17 protein-coding genes and 1 tRNA gene are annotated in these 20,063 nt (G+C 59.1%); 8 read left to right on the top strand and 10 right to left on the bottom strand.

Annotated elements, in window-relative coordinates; translation table 11 throughout:
• Nucleotides 1-140: 140 nt before the first annotated feature.
• The gene (locus AGR2A_RS09615; protein WP_072494405.1) at nt 141-911 is read left to right on the top strand and encodes a hypothetical protein; all 771 of its coding nucleotides are present in this window, start codon (nt 141-143) and stop codon (nt 909-911) included.
• A gap of 65 nt (nt 912-976) precedes the next feature.
• Here the strand turns inward: AGR2A_RS09615 and AGR2A_RS09620 are convergent, their stop codons facing one another.
• From AGR2A_RS09620 to AGR2A_RS09635, 4 genes are all read right to left on the bottom strand, one after another.
• A complete protein-coding gene (locus tag AGR2A_RS09620; protein WP_006697393.1) occupies nt 977-2,605 on the bottom strand; it encodes a CTP synthase in 1,629 nt (542 codons plus the stop codon).
• Nucleotides 2,606-2,764: 159 nt separating this feature from the next.
• Nucleotides 2,765-3,223, bottom strand: a complete 459-nt coding sequence (gene secG / locus AGR2A_RS09625; protein WP_004442000.1) for a preprotein translocase subunit SecG — start codon at nt 3,221-3,223, stop codon at nt 2,765-2,767.
• 115 nt (nt 3,224-3,338) lie between these two features.
• The gene (gene tpiA, locus AGR2A_RS09630) at nt 3,339-4,109 is read right to left on the bottom strand and encodes a triose-phosphate isomerase (RefSeq protein ID WP_035210909.1); all 771 of its coding nucleotides are present in this window, start codon (nt 4,107-4,109) and stop codon (nt 3,339-3,341) included.
• A gap of 213 nt (nt 4,110-4,322) precedes the next feature.
• On the bottom strand, nt 4,323-5,204 hold the full coding sequence (locus AGR2A_RS09635) for a dienelactone hydrolase family protein (protein ID WP_072494406.1): 882 nt from the start codon (nt 5,202-5,204) through the stop codon (nt 4,323-4,325).
• Nucleotides 5,205-5,429: 225 nt separating this feature from the next.
• On the opposite strand from AGR2A_RS09635, the gene parE reads away from it, so the two are divergent.
• The gene (parE, locus tag AGR2A_RS09640) at nt 5,430-7,559 is read left to right on the top strand and encodes a DNA topoisomerase IV subunit B (protein WP_072494407.1); all 2,130 of its coding nucleotides are present in this window, start codon (nt 5,430-5,432) and stop codon (nt 7,557-7,559) included.
• A gap of 87 nt (nt 7,560-7,646) precedes the next feature.
• Here the strand turns inward: parE and AGR2A_RS09645 are convergent, their stop codons facing one another.
• Genes AGR2A_RS09645 through AGR2A_RS09655 form a run of 3 tightly spaced genes read right to left on the bottom strand, consistent with a single transcriptional unit; the run spans nt 7,647 to nt 8,965 of the window.
• Entirely contained in the window at nt 7,647-8,255 is a 609-nt protein-coding gene (locus AGR2A_RS09645; protein ID WP_072494408.1) for an ATP-dependent Clp protease proteolytic subunit, read from the bottom strand.
• A gap of 42 nt (nt 8,256-8,297) precedes the next feature.
• Complete coding sequence (locus tag AGR2A_RS09650; RefSeq protein ID WP_072494409.1) at nt 8,298-8,654, bottom strand: SRPBCC family protein; 357 nt, start codon at nt 8,652-8,654, stop codon at nt 8,298-8,300.
• Nucleotides 8,651-8,965, bottom strand: coding sequence for an ArsR/SmtB family transcription factor (locus AGR2A_RS09655; protein ID WP_006697387.1), 315 nt, complete (start codon nt 8,963-8,965; stop codon nt 8,651-8,653). The genes AGR2A_RS09650 and AGR2A_RS09655 overlap by 4 nt, the downstream gene beginning before the upstream one ends.
• Nucleotides 8,966-9,118: 153 nt before the next feature.
• On the opposite strand from AGR2A_RS09655, the gene AGR2A_RS09660 reads away from it, so the two are divergent.
• Entirely contained in the window at nt 9,119-10,675 is a 1,557-nt protein-coding gene (locus AGR2A_RS09660; protein WP_072494410.1) for a phospholipase D family protein, read from the top strand.
• Nucleotides 10,676-10,690: 15 nt separating this feature from the next.
• On the opposite strand, the gene AGR2A_RS09665 is transcribed toward AGR2A_RS09660, so the two are convergent.
• Together AGR2A_RS09665 and AGR2A_RS09670 are read right to left on the bottom strand one after the other, a co-directional pair.
• Complete coding sequence (locus AGR2A_RS09665) at nt 10,691-11,524, bottom strand: response regulator (RefSeq protein ID WP_004442009.1); 834 nt, start codon at nt 11,522-11,524, stop codon at nt 10,691-10,693.
• 161 nt (nt 11,525-11,685) lie between these two features.
• Nucleotides 11,686-14,199, bottom strand: a complete 2,514-nt coding sequence (locus AGR2A_RS09670; protein WP_060942363.1) for a GcvT family protein — start codon at nt 14,197-14,199, stop codon at nt 11,686-11,688.
• A 351-nt stretch (nt 14,200-14,550) separates the two neighbouring features.
• Here AGR2A_RS09670 and AGR2A_RS09675 point away from each other — a divergent pair, with 351 nt between their 5' ends.
• The gene (locus AGR2A_RS09675; RefSeq protein ID WP_080822424.1) at nt 14,551-15,615 is read left to right on the top strand and encodes an IS5 family transposase; all 1,065 of its coding nucleotides are present in this window, start codon (nt 14,551-14,553) and stop codon (nt 15,613-15,615) included.
• A gap of 181 nt (nt 15,616-15,796) precedes the next feature.
• On the opposite strand, the gene AGR2A_RS09680 is transcribed toward AGR2A_RS09675, so the two are convergent.
• Complete coding sequence (locus AGR2A_RS09680) at nt 15,797-18,415, bottom strand: mechanosensitive ion channel family protein (RefSeq protein ID WP_072494411.1); 2,619 nt, start codon at nt 18,413-18,415, stop codon at nt 15,797-15,799.
• Nucleotides 18,416-18,552: 137 nt separating this feature from the next.
• Here AGR2A_RS09680 and AGR2A_RS09685 point away from each other — a divergent pair, with 137 nt between their 5' ends.
• The 4 genes from AGR2A_RS09685 (at nt 18,553) to AGR2A_RS09700 (ending at nt 19,972) form a co-directional block, all read left to right on the top strand.
• On the top strand, nt 18,553-18,807 hold the full coding sequence (locus AGR2A_RS09685; RefSeq protein ID WP_004442014.1) for a GlsB/YeaQ/YmgE family stress response membrane protein: 255 nt from the start codon (nt 18,553-18,555) through the stop codon (nt 18,805-18,807).
• Nucleotides 18,808-18,962: 155 nt separating this feature from the next.
• A tRNA-Lys gene (locus AGR2A_RS09690) sits at nt 18,963-19,038 on the top strand.
• Nucleotides 19,039-19,442: 404 nt separating this feature from the next.
• Complete coding sequence (locus AGR2A_RS09695) at nt 19,443-19,676, top strand: hypothetical protein (RefSeq protein WP_080822678.1); 234 nt, start codon at nt 19,443-19,445, stop codon at nt 19,674-19,676.
• Complete coding sequence (locus tag AGR2A_RS09700) at nt 19,673-19,972, top strand: hypothetical protein (RefSeq protein WP_080822680.1); 300 nt, start codon at nt 19,673-19,675, stop codon at nt 19,970-19,972. Before AGR2A_RS09695 ends, AGR2A_RS09700 begins: the two co-directional genes overlap by 4 nt.
• Nucleotides 19,973-20,063: the final 91 nt, after the last annotated feature.

Below are 20,063 nucleotides of genomic sequence, written 5' to 3' on the forward strand. Positions count from 1 at the left end.
TTGCCTCAAATGTTTTTACTAAAATAAATTTGACCACAACGACAAAATAGGCATAAAAATTATCGAAAATACACTGAAATCAATATATAAAAATGAGTTTATCTACATAATATACCAATATTATATTCCCGGATATAACAATGACCATAAAAGAAGTTTTCGATGAAGACGCAATGACTATTGCGTTCCGCATTTCATTCAATAGAAACAAGAGCAAAATAATCGCGGAACTCAACGAAGTCATTCCGCGAATTAAGAAAAGCCTGTCCCGCGAAGACGTGTGGTACAGGGTGATCGATGTATCCGGAAAGTGGAGTTCGGATAAAGAGGATTTTGAAGACCCGTGGACATCGCCAAATGCGGACGCCTGGGTTCAATTGGCCAATCATAGCGAGTTTCTGGAAGGCCTTCATGTGTGGTTTGGTGACCTGGAAAACCTGCTTGCGCTTCACTTGCAGGAAAAACATGCCTCGATAAGGGAAACCGACGAAGTCTTGTTGGGCGAAGTGCCGTTAAGCATCCTAGCCGTCACGCATTTGGACTTCGTTCCGGTTTTCACCCGTTTTCTGGACGTCTGGGACGATCCCGCTCAGGCTCAGCAGCACAGCGTCGTGATGGAAATCGTTCAATCACATGGTCGATGCCCGGCAGTCGAAGACCTTCTGGTTAAACTGGTAGCACAGCACGGCGGTGACGGTGATCTCATTCAGTCCGTGCTGAGGCCACTGCTGGAGAAGCTATATGGGGATTTCCCCGGTTCAAAGCTTTTTCGCCGTATGGTGGAAACGACGCACGCGATGGGAACCAAACGGCAGGACAGCGAAGGCAATCGTTATATATTTCTCCATTGCCCGGATTGGCCTGAACTGAAGGTGAGTGCAACCGCGATATTGGCCGAACTCGACGCCTAAGTGCCGCTGAACGGCGCACATCCCGGCAAAAAAAGGGCCGCTTTCGCGACCCTCTTCATAATCCTTTAAACCAGCCGGCTCTGTTCCACCGCCGCTTCGATGAAGCTGGCGAAAAGCGGATGCGGGTCGAGCGGGCGGCTCTTCAATTCCGGATGATACTGAACGCCGATGAACCACGGATGATCAGGATATTCCACCGTTTCCGGCAGCACACCGTCCGGAGACATGCCGGAGAAGACGAGGCCGCATTCTTCCAGCCGGTCCTTGTAGTCCACGTTCACCTCGTAGCGGTGACGGTGGCGCTCGGAAATATCCGTGGAGCCATAAATCTCGGCGATCTTGGTATCCTTCTTCAGCGCCGCCTTATAGGCGCCGAGGCGCATCGTGCCGCCGAGATCACCCTTGGAGGAGCGCTTCTCCAGCTCGTTGCCCTTCACCCATTCGGTCATGAGGCCGACAACCGGCTCGGACGTCGGACCGAATTCGGTCGAAGAGGCATTTTCGATGCCAGCCAGATGACGGGCCGCTTCCACGACCGCCATCTGCATGCCGAAGCAGATGCCGAAATAGGGCACGTTGCGCTCACGCGCAAACTGCGCCGCCATGATCTTGCCTTCCGAACCGCGCTCGCCGAAACCGCCCGGCACCAGAATGCCGTTGACCTTTTCAAGGTATGGCGTCGGATCTTCCTTTTCGAAGACTTCAGACTCGATCCACTCGAGCTTGACCTTGACGCGGTTGGCAAAGCCGCCGTGATGCAGCGCCTCGATCAGCGACTTATACGCGTCCTTGAGGCCGGTATATTTGCCGACGATCGCAATCGTCACTTCGCCTTCCGGCGTGCGGATACGGTTGCAGACCTCTTCCCACTGCTCCAGACGCGGCTTGGGCGCCGGCTCGATGCCGAACGCGGCCAGCACTTCCGAATCGAGGCCTTCCTTGTGGTAGGCAATCGGAACGTCATAGATATTCGCCACATCCAGCGCCTGGATGACGGCGGAAGGACGCACGTTGCAGAACAGCGAAAGCTTGCGGCGTTCGGCTTCCGGGATTTCCCGGTCAGCGCGCACCAAAAGGATGTCGGGGTGAATACCGAGAGCCTGCAACTCCTTCACGGAATGCTGGGTCGGCTTGGTCTTCAGCTCGCCTGCCGCCGGAATATAGGGCATCAGCGTCAGGTGAAGATAGATCGCCGTGCCGCGCGGCAGGTCGTTGCCGAGCTGACGGATCGCTTCCATGAACGGCATCGCCTCGATGTCACCCACTGTGCCACCGATCTCGCAGATGACGAAGTCGTAATCGTCATTGCCTTCGATCACGAAATCCTTGATCTCGTTGGTGACATGCGGAATGACCTGAACCGTTGCGCCGAGATAGTCGCCGCGCCGTTCCTTGTCGATGATGTTCTTGTAGATGCGACCGGTGGTGATGTTGTCGGTCTTGGTGGCCGAACGCCCGGTAAAGCGTTCATAGTGGCCAAGGTCGAGGTCCGTCTCGGCACCGTCGTCAGTCACGAACACTTCGCCGTGCTGTGTCGGGCTCATGGTGCCGGGATCGACGTTCAGATAGGGGTCGAGTTTGCGAAGCCGCACCCGATAACCACGGGATTGCAGCAAAGCTCCGAGTGCAGCAGCTGCGATGCCCTTACCGAGAGAGGAGACCACGCCGCCTGTGATGAATACATATCGCGCCATGGGATTCACCGGATACCTTTTTAACTCTGATTCCGCCAGCCCAAATTTCATGCTGTTGCAAATTCGCTGTTGACGAATTCACAATTCAACTGGCCGGAATGCGAACAAAAGAAAACCGGCAGGCTTTTGGCCTGCCGGAGCGTTAAATCAGAACCGGGCTTATTGACCGGTCGGAACTGCGTTCGGATCGGCGGGCTGCGCCGGGGCCGGAGCGGCCGTGCCGGAAGCGGCCGGAGCCGGTGTGGTCTGTGCGGGAGCAGCAGCACCGTTATTGGTCGGAACACCATTTTCAGCCGGAGCCGGCGTCGAAGGCGTCGTCGACGGGCCGAGCGTGTCGAGAATGCCGTTACCCTGGCCCTGCGTGGCCGGAATACGGTTCAGGATATCGGTCGGACGCGATTCGTAACGGGTCAGAAGACCAAGGCCGAGCGACGTTGCGAAGAACAGCGCCGCAAGGATCGCGGTGGTGCGCGTCAGGGCATTGGCCGTTCCGCGCGCGGACATGAAGCCCGAACCGCCGCCGATACCGAGGCCGCCGCCTTCGGAACGCTGGATCAGGACCACGCCGACAAGCGCCAGCACGATCATGAGGTGAATAACAATCAAAACGGTCTGCATGACAATCCATTCCATGCCCCGCGCGGAGCACCATAAAGAAGGTTTTGCGGCTCTTTACATGAGGCGAAGGCTTATTCCAAGCCCCTTTCCCGATACTCTTTCAGGAAAGCCTCATTCAGGCCGTCAGTCGCTCATATGCCGCATAGATGGACAGGAAGTCCGACGCTTTCAAGCTCGCGCCACCAATCAGCGCGCCATCGACGTTTTCAACGCCCATCAGTTCCAGCGCATTGGCCGGCTTTACCGATCCACCATAAAGGATGCGCATGGTCTTTCCGGCATCGCCGAAGCGCTTGACGAGCTCGTCGCGCATGAAGGCATGAGCCTCGCGCACATCGTCCACCGTCGGCGTAAGGCCGGTGCCAATCGCCCAGACGGGTTCATACGCGATAACGGTATTTTCCGCCGTTGCCTCATCCGGCAGCGAGCCGGCAAGCTGGCGCTTCAAAATATCGAGCGTCTGGCCCGCCTTGCGCTCATCGGCCGTTTCGCCAATGCAGACAATGGCGATGAGATCGGCCGCATGGGCGGCAGATGCCTTGGCGCGAACCAGGTGATCAGTCTCGGCATGGTCGGTGCGGCGCTCGGAGTGGCCAACGATGACGTGGGTACCAAAGCAGTCGGCAATCATCTCGGCGGAAATATCGCCCGTGTGCGCGCCGGAGGCGTTCTGGTGGCAATCCTGAGCGCCGATCATCAGCGGGCTGTCATCGCAGAGCGCAGTCGCGACGTAAAGCAAGGTCGAAGGCGGGCAGATCAGCGCATCCACCTTCTCGGACAGCGCGCCCTTGACACCCTCTGCCATGGCCTTGATCTGGTCGAGCGAGGCACGCGTGCCGTTCATCTTCCAGTTTCCGGCAACAAGCGGTCGAACATTCGGCGTCATGCGTATCCCATTCCCTTTGTCTCGGGGCGCAGCCCTAGCGGCGCCCTATCCCTCAGCCGCTGACGGCCCTTGATCACGACAGAAGCTCTGCCGCAATTTCCCGGATATTCCTTTAACCGCAGCGGGCAGCAATTGGTACAAAAAAGCGGCCCAAGGGTTAAAACCAGCGGCAAATCTGGCAAAATTTGTCGTGACCGAGCCCGCCGCGATCCCTTATCGGCTCAAAATCCAGTTCAGAACCGCCCGCCAGTCGGTCATTCGCACCGGCGTGCCGTGGCTTCCGGTCTCGTAACGCGTGAACCGCGCGGGCTCCCCAGCCTTCAACAACGTGCGGAAGATCGTCGCCTGCTGATCGGCCGAATAAACCTTGTCGGCGCTGCCATGGGTAAACCAGACCGGCTTCTTCGCCTTCGCGAAAGCGCTTTTCGGAAAATCGGGATCGACCGCGCCACCCAGGATCGCCATTCCCTTGAGATTGGCAACGGCTGCCTTGTCGCGGCTAATGCCATAGCAGATGAAACTGCCCATTGAGGCGCAGGTCAATATGACAGGCTTGCCGCCGGATTTTTTGGCCACATCCGCAATAAGCGCCGCAATGTCGGCAACGCCGTTCTCATCGAAAGAACGAACACTCGGCACGTAATAGGTGCCGCCATTGGTCACGGCCAGATTTTTCAGCCGGTTGAAATTACCGCCGAACGTATAGTCGTTCATGCCAAGCCGCCGGTCACCGCCGCGCCCATGGATGAAGATGATGGTGAACGCCTGCCCGCTGGCCGGGCCGACGCGGCCGACCTCAAGCGCCCTGCCCTCAGCGGACACGGTTTCCAGCGCCTGCACCTTCTTCGGCGCCATATCCACATATTGCCGCTTCACCCGCCGCTCCGGCACCTCGTCGCGGCCGTTGATGTCGCGCATCTCCTTGTAATCGATGACTTCGGATGCGCCGCCATCGCCCGTGGAAAGCACCGTCTGCGCGGAAAACAACTCGTCCTTGAAAGGCCGCAGCGGCCCGTCGGCGGCGGAGGCTGCGACGGGCATGGCCGCCACAGTCAGGCTGAAAAGAGTACAAAACGTGAAATGAGCTGTGGACATGCCTTGGCTAACCGTTCATTCGTGGCTGCGAGACTTGCCATCGCAAGGCCGGCAGCGCAATCCTCCTGTTGCGAAACCCTGACACAATCGTGGCATAGGATGCGCCGCGCTCGCCCAGGCGGACCCCGGTTCAATCGGACGGGAACCACATTTGGCGGTATATTGACGCTGATGGCAAAATGATTCGCATGGCGAAATTCTGACACACGCTTTTGAACTTTGGACATGATGGACGACAGCAACGATCTCTTCTCCGGTCTTCCGGCGGCACGAAACAGCGACACGGACACGAACGAGGACGCGGCGAAGCCCGCGAAGGCCCCGGCGACCGCTGCTGCCAATGTGAACGTGCAGCAGAAACCCGCAGCCGTTGCAGCCGCGGCCCCCGTCGCGTCGTCTGCCCCTCCGCCGCCCGCGTCTCCTACAGGTGACGACTACGGCGCATCATCGATCCGCGTGCTTGAGGGCCTCGAGCCGGTGCGCATGCGTCCCGGCATGTATATTGGCGGCACGGACGAGAAGGCGCTGCACCACCTCTTCGCCGAAGTCATCGACAACTCCATGGACGAGGCCGTCGCCGGTCACGCCAATTTCATCGAGGTTCATCTCGATGCCGAAGGCTTCCTGACGGTCACCGATAACGGCCGTGGCATTCCCGTGGAGAACCACCCGCAGGTTCCGGGCAAATCGACGCTCGAAGTCATCATGACCAAGCTGCATGCCGGCGGCAAGTTCGACGGTAAGGCCTACGAGACCTCTGGCGGCCTGCACGGCGTCGGCGTCTCCGTGGTGAATGCGCTCTCCGATCTTCTCGAAGTGGAAGTGGCGCGAAACCGCAAGCTTTACCGCCAGCGTTTTTCGCGCGGCCTGCCGATCGGTCCGCTGGAAGAGCTTGGCGACGTGCATAATCGCCGCGGTACCCGCGTGCGTTTCCATCCCGATCCGCAAATCTTCGGCGATCACGCGAAATTCGAACCGGCCCGCATCTTCCGCATGGCCCGCTCCAAAGCCTATCTCTTCGGCGGCGTCGAAATCCGCTGGAGCTGCGATCCCGGCATGGTGCCGGCCGATGGAGAAATCCCCGAAAAGGCCGTGTTCCATTTCCCGGGCGGCCTGAAGGATTATCTCGCCGCCACGCTCGGCAAGGAATTTACCGTCACCCGCGAGATTTTCTCAGGCCGTACCGAAAAGACCGGCGGCCACGGCGCGCTGGAATGGGCGGTGACCTGGTACGGCGGCGACACGCAGATCCATTCCTATTGCAACACCATCCCAACACCCGAAGGCGGCACGCATGAAGCGGGCCTGCGCATCGCGCTCACCAAGGGCCTGAAGAACTATGCCGACCTGACGCAGAACAAGCGCGCCAAGGACATCACCACCGATGACGTGATGATTTCGGCTGCCGGCATGCTCTCCGTCTTCATCCGCGAGCCGGAATTCGTCGGCCAGACAAAGGACAAGCTCGCCACCGTCGAAGCCCAGCGCATCGTCGAAAACGCGCTGCGCGATCCATTTGACCATTATCTGACCGGCAACCCGGCCGAGGCGGCAAAGCTGCTCGACTGGGTCATCGAGCGCTCGGAAGAGCGCATGCGCCGCCGCAAGGAAAAGGAAGTCAACCGCAAGACCGCCGTGCGCAAGCTGCGCCTGCCCGGCAAACTGGCGGATTGCTCCCAGAACACGGCCGAAGGCGCCGAACTTTTCATTGTCGAGGGTGACTCGGCTGGTGGCTCGGCCAAACAGGCGCGCAACCGCGCCAATCAGGCCATTCTGCCGCTGCGTGGTAAAATCCTCAATGTCGGCAGTGCCAGCCGCGAAAAGCTTTCCGCCAACCAGCAGATCGCCGATCTCATCCAGGCGCTCGGCTGTGGCACCCGCACCAAGTACCGCGAAGAAGATTTGCGTTATGAGCGCATCATCATCATGACCGATGCCGACGTCGACGGCGCCCATATCGCCTCGCTGCTCATCACCTTCTTCTATCAGGAAATGCCGGAACTCATTCGCGGCAACCACCTCTATCTGGCAGTGCCGCCGCTCTACGTCATCCGTCAGGGCGCGAAATCCGCCTATGCCCGCGACGACGCCCACCGCGCCGAGCTGATGGAAACCGTCTTCAAGGGCAAAAAGGTCGAAGTGGGCCGCTTTAAAGGCCTCGGTGAAATGATGGCCGCCCAGCTCAAGGAAACCACCATGGACCCCGAAAAGCGCACCCTGCTGCGCGTCGAGATCGATGACGTGGACTTCGAGGGCACGCGCGAGGCTGTCGACAATCTGATGGGCACCAAGGCCGATGCCCGTTTCCGCTTCATTCAGGAGCGGGCGGCTTTTGCAGATAATCTGGATATCTGATCATCCGGATAGACCTTTGAAAGGCAGCGCATTGGCGCTGCCTTTTGTGTTGATATGGAAACAACATCTTGCGAATAGTACCCGGCACTACGCCGCGATATCCTCACGAACGCCCAGAACGCGGTCGATCAGACCCCATTCCAACGCTTGCTCCGCCGTCATGAAAAAATCCCTATCCATGGCCGCTTCGAATTTCTCATAACTCTGTTTGCAATGTTCGGCGTAAAGCCGCGTCATGCGGTGCTTGGTCTGCTGCATCTCCTCGGCGTGGATCAGCATGTCCGATGCCTGTCCCTGGAAACCGCCCAGCGGTTGATGAATGTGGATGCTGGCATTGGGAAGTGCTGTGCGCTCGCCCGGTTCGCCTGCCATTAGCAGGAACGATCCCATGGAACGGGCCGTGCCCATACAGAGTGTGTGAACCGGGGCGCGGATGTAATGCATCGTATCATACATCGCCAGACCGCTCGTCACGACGCCACCCGGAGAATTGATATAAAGATAGATCGGCTTCTTCGGGTTTTCCGCTTCGAGAAACAGCAATTGCGCGCAGACGAGCGCTGAAACTGCATCGTTGACCTCGCCATTGAGAAAGATGATCCTTTCCCGCAGCAGGCGCGAATAAATGTCGAAAGATCTTTCTCCCCTTGATGATTGTTCGACGACCATAGGGACGAGTTGCATCACTTCGCGCATTGGCGAACTCCTGTGTTTGAAAATGTCGGGAAACGAGTGGGATCAGGCGGCGAGCTTGATCGGCGGGCCGTTGTGGTTTGCGGCGGCCTTCATCGTCCGGCCGGTATTTGTGGGCAGTTCATGAATGATGCGAAGACTGGTGCCGCCCTCGGCATTGGCCGCGATCCTGAAGGTTACGGTGCTTTCCAGAAATGGTGGAATGTCTTCACGCAGCCGGTAGCGCACTTCCTCGCCAGGTTTGATGTCGATCGCGTCAGGTTCCGCCAGAGCCTCGTTCGGCAGCCAGTTTTCACGGAACGCTGCAACGCTGATGGCGCGCCAGACCTTCTGCGGCGGCTCGTCCAGATCATATTCAAGTTCAATGCCGTTTTTCGGCGCTTCCGCTGCATCCCTGTTCATTGGTCCATATCCTTCAGCAGGAGTTTGAGAGCCTCAATGCGCTGTGGCCAGTAGGCGCGATATTTGCCGAGCCACGCAGCAATGCGTGTCAGCCCCTCCGGATCGACCTCGTAATTGACGAAACGGCCCTGCCGTCTTTCAACCACTAGCCCTGCGCCGCGAAGAACCGAAAGATGCTGCGACATGGCCGGCTGACTGATCTCGATCCCTTCGCGCAGGGCAGAGGCATTCATGGCACCATCCGCCAGCTTTTCGAAAATGGCACGGCGCGTGGGATCGGCCAGTGCCCGGAATATATCGTTCTCTGTCATAAATACACATAAGCACGCACTTATGTGTTTGGCAAGCCGGTTGTCGCGCCTGTACCGGTTTTTCGTACTGCCGCCGAACCGAAATGAACGCTTTATTCCCTCGCGCGTTTCCATCCCGCCTGATACTCTCCAGGCCGGGAGCGATCAAAACAAGTGACTGCATTTACGGTCTTCATCATCATTCTTCTGCTGCTCGTCGGGCCGAGCCTGTTTGTCGTCATCGGTAAACAGCGGGAAAAATCCATTCCCAAACGCCCCTCCGCCGCCCTGCCCGTCACTGAGGACGAAACCGTTCTGGATCGGCACTGGCAGACCATAAAAAATGGCTGGAGCGAAAAGAATGCGCTGTGCCTGCTACATTCCAATCTCGATGCATTTGCGGTACGCGTCGCGGCGGCGCGCGCGGCCGGGCGTAGCCTCGATCTCATGTATTACATGTGGAATGCGGACCTGACGGGACGGCTGATGATGCGCGAGGTCATCGCGGCGGCCGATCGCGGCGTGCGGGTACGGCTGCTGCTCGATGATCTCGGCGTCTCCATGTCAGACCGAATTTTCCACGCCATCGACAGCCATCCCAACATCGAACTTCGCCTGTTCAACCCCACCCGGGCGCGGGAGAACATGCTCCATCGCGGCATGGAACTTTTGCTGCGCTTTCGCAGTGTCAATCGCCGCATGCATAACAAGGCCTGGATTGCCGATGGCCGCGCGGTGATCGTTGGCGGCCGAAATATCGGCGACGCCTATTTCGATGCGGCCGAACGGGCGAATTTCCACGATTTCGATATTCTCGGCTTCGGTGACGTCGTGGCCGACGCAACGGAAATATTCGATGATTACTGGAACAGCGCCGTTTCCGTCCCCGTTCGCTCGCTTCTGGCGCGCAGGCCGAGCAAACTCGCAAGATTACGGGGCGAGCTGGACGCCCTGCCAAAAAGCGAAGCCGCCAAACCTTATCTGGAGCGCGTTGAAAGCCAGTATGACCGAGATCATTTCCTGATGTCGGACCGCATGCACTGGGTGGATTCCGTGGATGTGCTTGCCGATCCTCCGGAAAAAGCGGCAGGCAAACGGCGGAAGGGCCACAACTTCCTGATGGAAAGCCTGCTGCCCCTGCTGCAGGCGGCAAGCGACAGCCTGCACGTCACATCCCCTTACTTCATTCCCGGCAAACAGGGCGTTGAGATTTTCCTTGATATTGCCGAACGGGGCGTATCGCTGGCCATCCTCACCAATTCGCTGGCGGCAACGGATGTGGCCGCCGTTCACGCCGGATATGCCCGCTATCGCAAGCCGCTTCTCTCGGGCGGCGTACGCCTGCACGAGCTGCGTTCGCAGGTGGACCAGCCGAACTTCACCCTGCGCGGTTCCGGACAGGCGAGCCTGCACACCAAGGCATTCACGCGTGACGGCATGACAGGTTATATCGGCTCGCTGAATTTCGATCCGCGCTCGGCCTCCCTCAATACGGAGATGGGCGTGGTCTTCACATCGCCGCCGCTGGTCGCTTGCATGGACGAAATATTCGCCGAGGAAATCCGCCGCACGATGAGCTTTGAACTGGAGATCGACAGCAGCAACCGCATCGTCTGGACGACGGAGGAACAGGGCCGTACCAAGACCTACCGGCGCGAGCCAGACGCCGCTATCGGCCGCCGCCTCATCGCCGGCATCATGCGTTTCCTGCCGCTTGAATCTCAGCTTTGAAGACGAGCGTCCGGCTCACGCAGCCGGCCGCACCCCGGACTTCGCCAACTGTATCTGCACCAGCGTATCGAGGTTCTGGTTGACGCGGCAATAGAACTCTTCATCAATGAAGGGCCGCAGCATGAAATCATTGCCGCCAGCCTTCAGGAAACGCGCCGACAGCAGCCGGTTGGTGGAGGAGGAAACACCGATGATGCGCAGTTCATGGGAGCCGCGCACGGTGCGGATGCGCCGCGTCAGCTCGAAACCGTCAATGTCGGGCATGTTATAGTCGGTGACGACGAGGCCGATATCGGGATTGGCCCTTAGAATATCGAGCGCCTTCGCACCGCTGTCTGCCAGGCTGACGCGGAAATTATAACGCTTGAGACGGCTCGAAAGCAGCGCCCGCGCCGTCGGGCTGTCGTCAACGATCAGCACATGATGGCGGTGGTTGGTGAGGAAGCGGCAGACGGATTCCGTCAGCATATCCACGGCGAAGATATTGTCTTTCAGAATATAATCCACCACGTCCTTGGCGATCAGCGTTTCACGCGTCGCCTCGTGAAAGGTGCTAGTGAAAACGATGGTCGGGATCGATAGATCGATCAGATATTCCAGCGCTTCGCCCTTTTCCGCGCCCGGCAGGTTGATGTTGGAAATGGCGAGCGTCACCGGCTCGGAAGAATGTTCGTAGCAGGCCTGCAATTCCTCGAAGGAGCGGCATACTTCCACGGTAACGCCCAGCATCTCGTTGAGCCGCCTGCTCACCATCTGGGTAAACACGTTGCTGTCTTCCGCCAGTAAAATGCGGTTATTGGTAAAAGGCACGCCCGAATATTGCATGCCCGTGATGCCCAGGAAATTCATTCTGCCCCGATCCCCCATCGTATGTCAGCGGAAGATAGCAGGCTCATTTTTCAGAATGATTAATAGCACTTTTCCTGAAGCATCAGTTGAGCACATGCTTACTTAAACGGAAATACGGCCCGCGAGGGGCCGTATTCCGACTTTGGGAGGGGATTCTGGTCTTATGCGCGCAGAAGCGCGTTGTCGGTGTCGAACGGGCTTTCTTCCACCACCTCAGCGTCATAGGACGTGCCGAGAATGCGGATCTTGAGCTTGGTGCCGACTGCGGCATATTCCGGCTTGAGCATGGCGAGCGCGATCGACTTGCCGAGACGCCAGCCGAAACCGCCGCTCGTCGCGCGCCCTGCAAGTGCGCCGTTTTCATCGAAGATCGCTTCCGAACCGCGCGCATCGACATCCGTATTGCCCGACACGGTGAGCGTCGAGAAGACCGACTTCAGGCCCGCCTCCTTGTAGGCCACCAGTGCGTCGCGGCCTATGAAGCTCTTCTCCGGGCGCAGGAAACGGTCGAGACCCGATTCATAGGCATTGTATTCCACCGAAAGCTCGCGGCCCATATTGCGATAGGACTTTTCGAGCGACATGGAAACCATGGCGCGGATACCGAAAGGCTTGATGCCGAATTCGGCACCGGCTTCCATCAGCCGGTCGAAGATGTAGTTCTGCATCTCGATCGGGTGATGCAACTCCCAGCCAAGTTCACCCACGAAGTTGACGCGCAGCGCATGCGCCGTCGCAACGCCGACTGAAATCTGCTTGCCGGTGAGCCAGGGGAAGTCCTTGTTCTCAAGGCTGGTGCGGGTCAGCTTCTTCAGGAGATCACGCGATTTCGGACCGGCCAGAACCAGCACGCCGTATTTCTGGGTGATCGGCTGCAGCACGACCGAGCCATCGGTCGGCGCCAGGCGGAATAGCACGTCGTGGTCATGCGCTTCGAGACCACCGGCCGAAACCATGTAGAAGCGGCCCGGCGCCCATTCATAGACCGTGAACTCCGCCTTCACGCCGCCATTCGGCGTCAGAAGATGGGTGAGCGCGATGCGGCCTCGCTTCTTCGGCACCGCGTTGGCGAGAATGCTGTCGAGCCAGGCACGCGCGCCGGGGCCGGAAACCTCCATCTTCGCGAAGGCCGACATATCGAGCACGCCGACATTCTGATGCACGTTCTTCACTTCGTTGCCGACATGCTCGAAGTAGTTCGAGCGGCGGAACGACCACTTCTCGACGATACGGCCGTCATCCAGAGCCGGTGCATGGTTATGACTGGTGATGACATCGGCGCCAACGCCGAGGTCTTCCTCACGCAGCGCGTAACCTTCGGGCGCATACCAGTTGGCGCGCTCCCAGCCATAGACGGAGCCGAACACGCCGCCGAGCTTCTTCAGACGGTCGTAAACCGGCGTCGTCTTCAGCGGACGGGCGGCAGAGCGCTCTTCATCCGGGTAATGCATGGTGAAGACGTTGGCATAGGCTTCCTCGTTCTTGGCGATGAGGTAACCTTCCGTTGCGTAAGGGCCGAAGCGGCGCGGATCGACACCCATCAGGTCGAGCGTCGGCTCGCCATCGACGATCCATTCGGCCAGCTGCCAGCCAGCACCACCAGCGGCGGTGATGCCGAAGGAATGGCCTTCGTTCAGCCAGAAATTCTTCAGGCCCGGCGCAGGACCGACGATCGGATTGCCATCAGGCGTATAGGCGATCGCGCCGTTATAGACCTTCTTGATGCCCACTTCGCCGAAGGCCGGAACGCGCACCATGGCTGTTTCGATATGCGGCATCAGGCGGTCGAGTTCTTCCTGGAACAGCTCATATTCGCTGTCATCGGATGGACCGTCGACATAACAGACCGGCGCGCCAACTTCATAAGGACCGAGGATCAGCCCGCCCGCCTCTTCACGCATGTACCAGGCGGAATCGGATTCGCGCAGCACGCCCATTTCCGGCAAGCCCTGGCGGCGGCGTTCCTGAATGGCCGGATGCGGCTCGGTGACGATATACTGATGCTCGACCGGAATGACCGGAATGTTGATGCCAACCATCTCGCCGGTCTTGCGGGCAAAGGAGCCCGTGCAGGAGATGATGTGTTCGGCGATGATCTCGCCCTTGTCGGTCGTCACCTTCCAGTGACCGTCTTCAAGCTGCTCGATGGCGGTGACTGTCGTGTTGCGATAGATGGTCGCGCCGCGGTCACGCGCGCCCTTGGCAAGCGCCTGCGTCAGATCGGCGGGCTGGATATAACCATCGTCAGGATGCTGGATGGCGCCGAGCAGGCCGTCCGTCTCGCAGAGCGGCCAGATCTCCTTCACCTGCTCCGGCGTCAGCATGTTGACGCGCACGCCGATGGTCTCGGCAATGCCGGCATAATACATATATTCGTCCCAGCGATCCTTGGTGCGGGCGAGACGGATGTTGGAGACCTTGGAGAAACCGACATTCATGCCGGTCTCTTCCTGCAGTTCCTCGTAGAACTTCACGGAATATTTGTGGATCTGGCCAACCGAGTAGCTCATGTTGAACAGCGGCAGAAGCCCGGCCGCGTGCCAGGTGGAACCGGAGGTCAGCTCCTTGCGCTCGATGAGCACGCTGTCGCTCCAGCCCTTCTTGGCCAGATGATAAAGCGTCGAGACGCCGACGACGCCGCCACCGATCACCACCGCCCGTGCATGTGTCTTCATTTACAGAACCCCTGAAAAGCGCCGGCCTTGCCTTATTCCGCCAGCTTTGGATGGGAGGAATATGAAGCGCTTGCGGGTCGTTCAGCCGCCTGATTGCGACATGGCCATAGGGTGCTGCGACAGGGAAGAAATTGCGGAGCGTGCCGGACGAACGTTGCACAGCTTTGCCGCTCTTTTCTTCTCCCGCCGGAGAGAAGCTGGCCCGAAGGATCGGATGAGGGGGCAAGCGCGGAGATATGCGGAGAGCTTGCCCCCCTCATCCCGCTGCCGCGGACCTTCTCCCCGGCCGGGACCCGTTGCAAAATTCCGTGGTTGTGATTCACTCGGTCGAGGATAGCGGGCGAGGTTACGATGTCGGTGCGAGACAACAGGCAGTTCAGTTTCGTTGAGGCGCTGATGCCGCAGGCGAAGGGTTCCGGTCGGCTGGAGCGCTTGTCGGGCGTTGTGAAGTGGTATCGGTTCGAAAAGCTTCTGTCGCGTCTTCGTGATGAGAAAAGCGCCGGTCGTCCGGCCTATGAACCGCTGGTGATGTTCAAGGCCCTGCTGTTGCAGTCACTCTATGGGCTTTCCGACATGGAGCTCGAGGAGGCGCTTGGCGACCGGCTGTCGTTCAAGCGTTTCGTCGGCCTGACGCTTGAGGAGGCCGTTCCGGATCATTCCACGCTTTGCCGCTTCCGTAACCTTTTGATTGGCGAAGGTCTGCTGGAGAGGTTGTTTGGAGAACTCGACCGGCAGCTCGATGCCGCGGGCCTGATCCTGCGGCGCGGCACGATGCTGGATGCGACGATCATCGAAACGACGGCGTCGCGGCCACCCAGGGGGCGCAATGGTGACTTCGATGCGGCCGCTGGATTTGCAGATGGGCGCAAACCGGAAGAGCCGGATCATCCTGGTGCTGCCGGGAGCGATGAGCGGACAATCGATCCGGATGCCCGCTTTGTCCGGCATAAGGGCAAGCACGGCTCGGCCTATGGCTACAAGGCGCATGTCGGTGTCGATGAAGGGTCTGGCCTGATCCGCAGGATTATCACCACGCCTGCCAATGTGAACGATACGGTCGTCGCCGATCGGCTGATCGTCGGCGACGAGGCCTGCGTTCTGGCAGATGGGGCGTATCATACCCATGCGCGGGAGAAAGCCTTGAAGGCGAAAGGCATCAAGCCGCGGCTGATGCGCCGTCCGAACCGGCATCACCGCGTTCTGTCGCCGCGGCTTGCCCGGCTTAACCTGTTGATATCGAAACGGCGGGCGGCCGTCGAAACGACGTTTGCCACACTCAAGAACCGCATGGGGCTCGACGTGATCCGCTACCGTGGGCTGATCAAGGCCAGGGCGCAGGTGCTACTGGCAGCCATGGCCTTCAACATGCGCCGCTGGGTGACTTTGACAACACCTGCAAGGCCCCACTGCGCCTGAAAACCACCGAAAACATCCCCAACCCACCCAAAACCCGCCAAAGACAGAGGCGGGACGGGAAATCACGGCTGAAAATCTCCCGAAAGGGTCCCGTGATGAATTTTGCAACGGGTCCCGGCGGGGAGAAGGCGACAAGCGTTAAGCCCCTGCCCGGACCTCAACGTTCACAAGCAACAGCAATCTACGCTTTCGCGCCGGGTTGATCCTTCGGCTCCGTCGACTTCTCACTCTTCAAGACCTCTTTCTCCGGCGCAGCTGCCCCCGTATGGGCCACCACCGCCTTGTCGCCCTCCTCCGAAAGCAGGGCTGCCAGCATCTGCGGATTGGCGTCGCCTTCCACGTGGATGTTGAGGTTGCGCTGCGGGAACGGGATGGCGATGCCCTCCTCGCGGAAGCGCTGGAGAATGGCGATCCTCAGGGAGTTCTTCACGGCAAGCCCATTCGAGAGGTCTGCGAGATGGAAGCGCAGTTCGAAATCCAGCGAAAAGTCGCCGAAACGGAGGAATTCCACATGCGGCTCGGGATTGCGCAATACCGGCGGCTGGGCGCGCACCAGCTCAAGCAGAATGTCCATGACCCGCTGCGGATCGGAATCATAGGCAACGGAGACCGGGATTTCAGCGCGCATGATGCGGTTGCGGTGCGTCCAGTTACCAACGGAGGAATTGATGAATTCGGAATTCGGCACGATGATAGATTGGCCGCGGAAGGTCTCGATTTCCGTGGCGCGCACCGAAAGCCGCTTGACCGTGCCTTCGGTCGTGCCGGTCACCACCCAGTCGCCCACCTTGAAGGGGCGCTCCACCAGCAGGATGAGGCCGGAGACGAAGTTCGACACGATATTCTGCAAGCCGAAACCGATACCGACCGAAAGGGCGGAAGCGACCAGCGCCAGACTGGAGAGGTTGAGGCCGGCGGAAGACACGCCGAAAATGGCCGCAACCGCAATGCCGAGATATCCGATGCCTGTTTTGACGGAGTTGCGCACGCCGGCATCCACCTGGCCGCGCGCCATGACGTTGCTGTCCAGCCACTTCTGGAACCAGCGGGTGATGATGTAACCGATGGCGAAGACGAGAATGCCGCCGAAAATGCCGATCAGCGAGATCGAGGCATTGCCGACGGTGATACCCGTCAGCAGGCGATAGGCCCAGCTTTCTATATCGCCGGGCTGGAAGCCCCAGGAAAACAGGATGAGCGGCACACCGAAGGTCAAGGCCACGGCATAGATGCCAAGCCCCGCCACGAGCCCGGCCTGATCAAGCGGCACGGGTCCAAGGCCATAACGGCGGGCAAGGTAACGGCCGACGAGCGATTCGGCGAAGGCGCCCTGCCGGGAAATGGCCTTGCCTGAGAGAATGCCGATATACATGGTGGCCAGCACCGCGCCTGTCGCAACGATCTGCGTGGCGAGGAAGCGCGCAAGACCGACATAACCCGTCAGGCACGCGCCGATGAGAACGAGGCCGCCGATGCGCAGCAGAATGACGAGCCAGCGCGGCAGGCGCTGGTTGCCGGTCTCATAATCCTGCCCCTCGCCGATCACCGGCCGCAGGAACGATACGGCGAGCAGAATGAGGCCGATGATGATCGAGGCGACGAAACTCTTGGCAACGGTGACGATAAGCGGCGAATAAAGCGTCTCGCTGATGGTGCCGAACAGATAATCGAGACCATTCACCAGCGCCATCAAAAGCACGGCCGAGGACAGCTGATGTGCGCCGCGATTGGAAACCTTCAGCAGGCGCCATTCCGGCTGCGTCGGCGCAAAGATCGCATAGCTCAGCCGCGACACGAAATAAACAAAGCCCGTGACCGCCATGGCGCCGAACAGGATCGGCGCGATGTCGGACCGCAACACGTTGAAATTATCAAGGAAAAACGCCGATGTGAGCAGAAACAGGAACAGCGACAGCGACTGCACCATGGTGGACCAGAAGGCCACCGATAGTCGTCTCAAATAGGATGGTGCCCCCGTGAAGGCGCGCCGCTCCATACGACTGCCGAAAAGACGGTAGCCGCCAACCAGGAACAGCAATGCGGCCATGATCGACAGCGTCACCGCCCCAAACATCGGCAGCCGCTTGTAATTCCATACATAGGCTGCCCAGCTGCTGAACGCATTGTTGAGGTTGGTGAGTTCCGTCAGGAAGGCGGATGAGGCATCACCGAGCGTCTCGGCGGAGACTTCCGTTCGCTTGAACAGCGTTGCGGCAAACAGCGCCCGGCGGACGGCTGTTATATTGTTGGAAATTTGTGCGGCATTGGTGGCCGTGGCCTCCACCTCGCCGGCCATGGCATTCACTTCGCCGCGTTCCGCCGTCAGCCGGTTACGCTCGTCCGTCACCATGTCGGCTTCCGGAGGCTGCCCTTCGCCGGGCGCGGCACCCAGTGCATCCAGCCGGGTCTTGATCTGGTCCAGCCGCGCGCGAAGCTTGGTGTTGGTTGCGGCAGCATCGGCGGCGATACCGTCCGCCCGCCCCTTGAGATCGACAAGCTGGGCGTCATCGCGTCCGCCTGCCTCCACCTGTCCCGAAATAAACGCCAGATCCGATTTCCATTTTTCCAGATCGGCTTTTGCCTGCTCGATGGTCGAGGGCTGGATGGCGCCCGGCGCCGTGGGCGTCGTCGCCTCCTGCGCCGAGACAGGCGCAACGCTCAAGACGCTGAAAAGCGCAAAAATCGCGACCAGAAAGGCGGCAAGTCCGCCGCTCCGCCGGCCACGGCCCGCCCGCTTGTGAAGCACTCGCCTGCCGCTCATCCATCCGCCAAACATCAACCGCACATCCACGCCTTTCATCTCTTGCACCGCATCAGGCTATTTAGCGCCTGCAGCGCGGAAAACCACCCGCATGAAGCGAGGTTTTCAGGAGTTTACCTTGCTTTTCCCCGCGCGAATCATCACCTTTGATCGTGCAGCAAACATGGGAGGAAATCATGGAATCTGCTGGCATTGGCTGGATTGCAGCCATCATCATCGGTGGCGTCGCGGGGTGGCTCGCCGAACAATTCATGAAAAGCAATATGGGTGTTTTCATGAACATCCTTCTCGGAATCGTCGGCGCCATCATCGCCAACGCCATCCTTTCGGTCTTCGGAATCGTCTTGACCGGCTGGCTGGGATATTTGATCGCCGGCTTCATCGGCGCTTGCATCCTCATCTTTATCGGGCGGGCGTTCAGGCGCGGATGACGAAAAGAAAAAATCCGTAAAACCCCGGATTTCCAGGCTTTTCCAGCGCGGCCGAAATTTTTTCGTCACAAAAATCGAAGAAATTTCATTTACGCGCTGGACAAGCCCAAACTTCCCCTTTATACGCCCCCTCACACCGCCACACGGTGCCGGTCGGGTGATTAGCTCAGTTGGTAGAGCAGCTGACTCTTAATCAGCGGGTCGTAGGTTCGAGCCCTACATCACCCACCAAATTTCCTCAAGGAAATCAAATGCTTCCGCTGAAAAATCTGTCAGCGGACAAAACACAACAAGCCCCCAAAATCACCAGCAAATCACCGGAATTTTGTTGACAGGATTTCGTCGTCATTTTTGCGTTTGTCAACGGATTGTGGATAAGTCTCCAACGCGCCGTTGATGTAGCTAGCAATTCCTAGCTTCAAATCACTGCAACAGGCGGATTCGAACCGCCGGGCATCCCTCGTCATCCGGATATGGATGGGGTACGCGCATCCATCGAGCTTCGTCGCAGTGGTGTGATCTTCATCCGGACGCCTGCAAGATTCGAGACGCAAGACTTCGCTTGACTCCGGAGTGTATGAGAACAAAATAGGAACAAATTCGTTGACGCGGATAACATTCCTAAAGGAGATCTCATGGCTCAGCAGCTAGCACTCGATATCCCGGACGCCGGAACTGGCACCCAGTCATCTCCCGAACCCGATCTCGCTGTGTCTGTACTCAAGGCCGCAGGCGGTGATCCGCTTGTTGCGATCCGTTCCCTGCTCGCCGACGCCGATTTCCTACGAGATCAGCTCTATATTGCGTCCTGCGTGATGTCGGCTGGCATGGCGCGAGGGTGGAAGCCGAAATACGAGAGGCCACTGTGAAACACCGCCGCGGCATCGATCTGCTGCGGGCTGAAGAGGTCGGCTATACGGTCGGAGAAGGCAGTCGCCGGAGCGAACCGATGTCCGCATACGACACCCTCGATCGCTTGCCGGAATGGTACGTCATCCTCGGGTACTGTCCGCGCTGCCGCCGTCTCGGCCAGGTAGAGCGCCGCGATATCCGCCGCGTCCTCGGTATCCGGGCGGTGCTGTCGCGGGTTGCCGAATGTCTGAGATGCACCGTCTGCGGAAGTCGATCTGGCAACGATGCATCTCTGCGCAAGCTGCCGCGATAGCTCAGGCAGAAGTCCATGAGCGCGATCGCACTCCGTTAAGGATTCTAAGAGATTGCGGGCTCACAAGCGATTCGGGTCCGTATATCGATAC

This window comes from Agrobacterium genomosp. 2 str. CFBP 5494 (genome assembly GCF_900013495.1).
Classification (GTDB): domain Bacteria; phylum Pseudomonadota; class Alphaproteobacteria; order Rhizobiales; family Rhizobiaceae; genus Agrobacterium; species Agrobacterium pusense.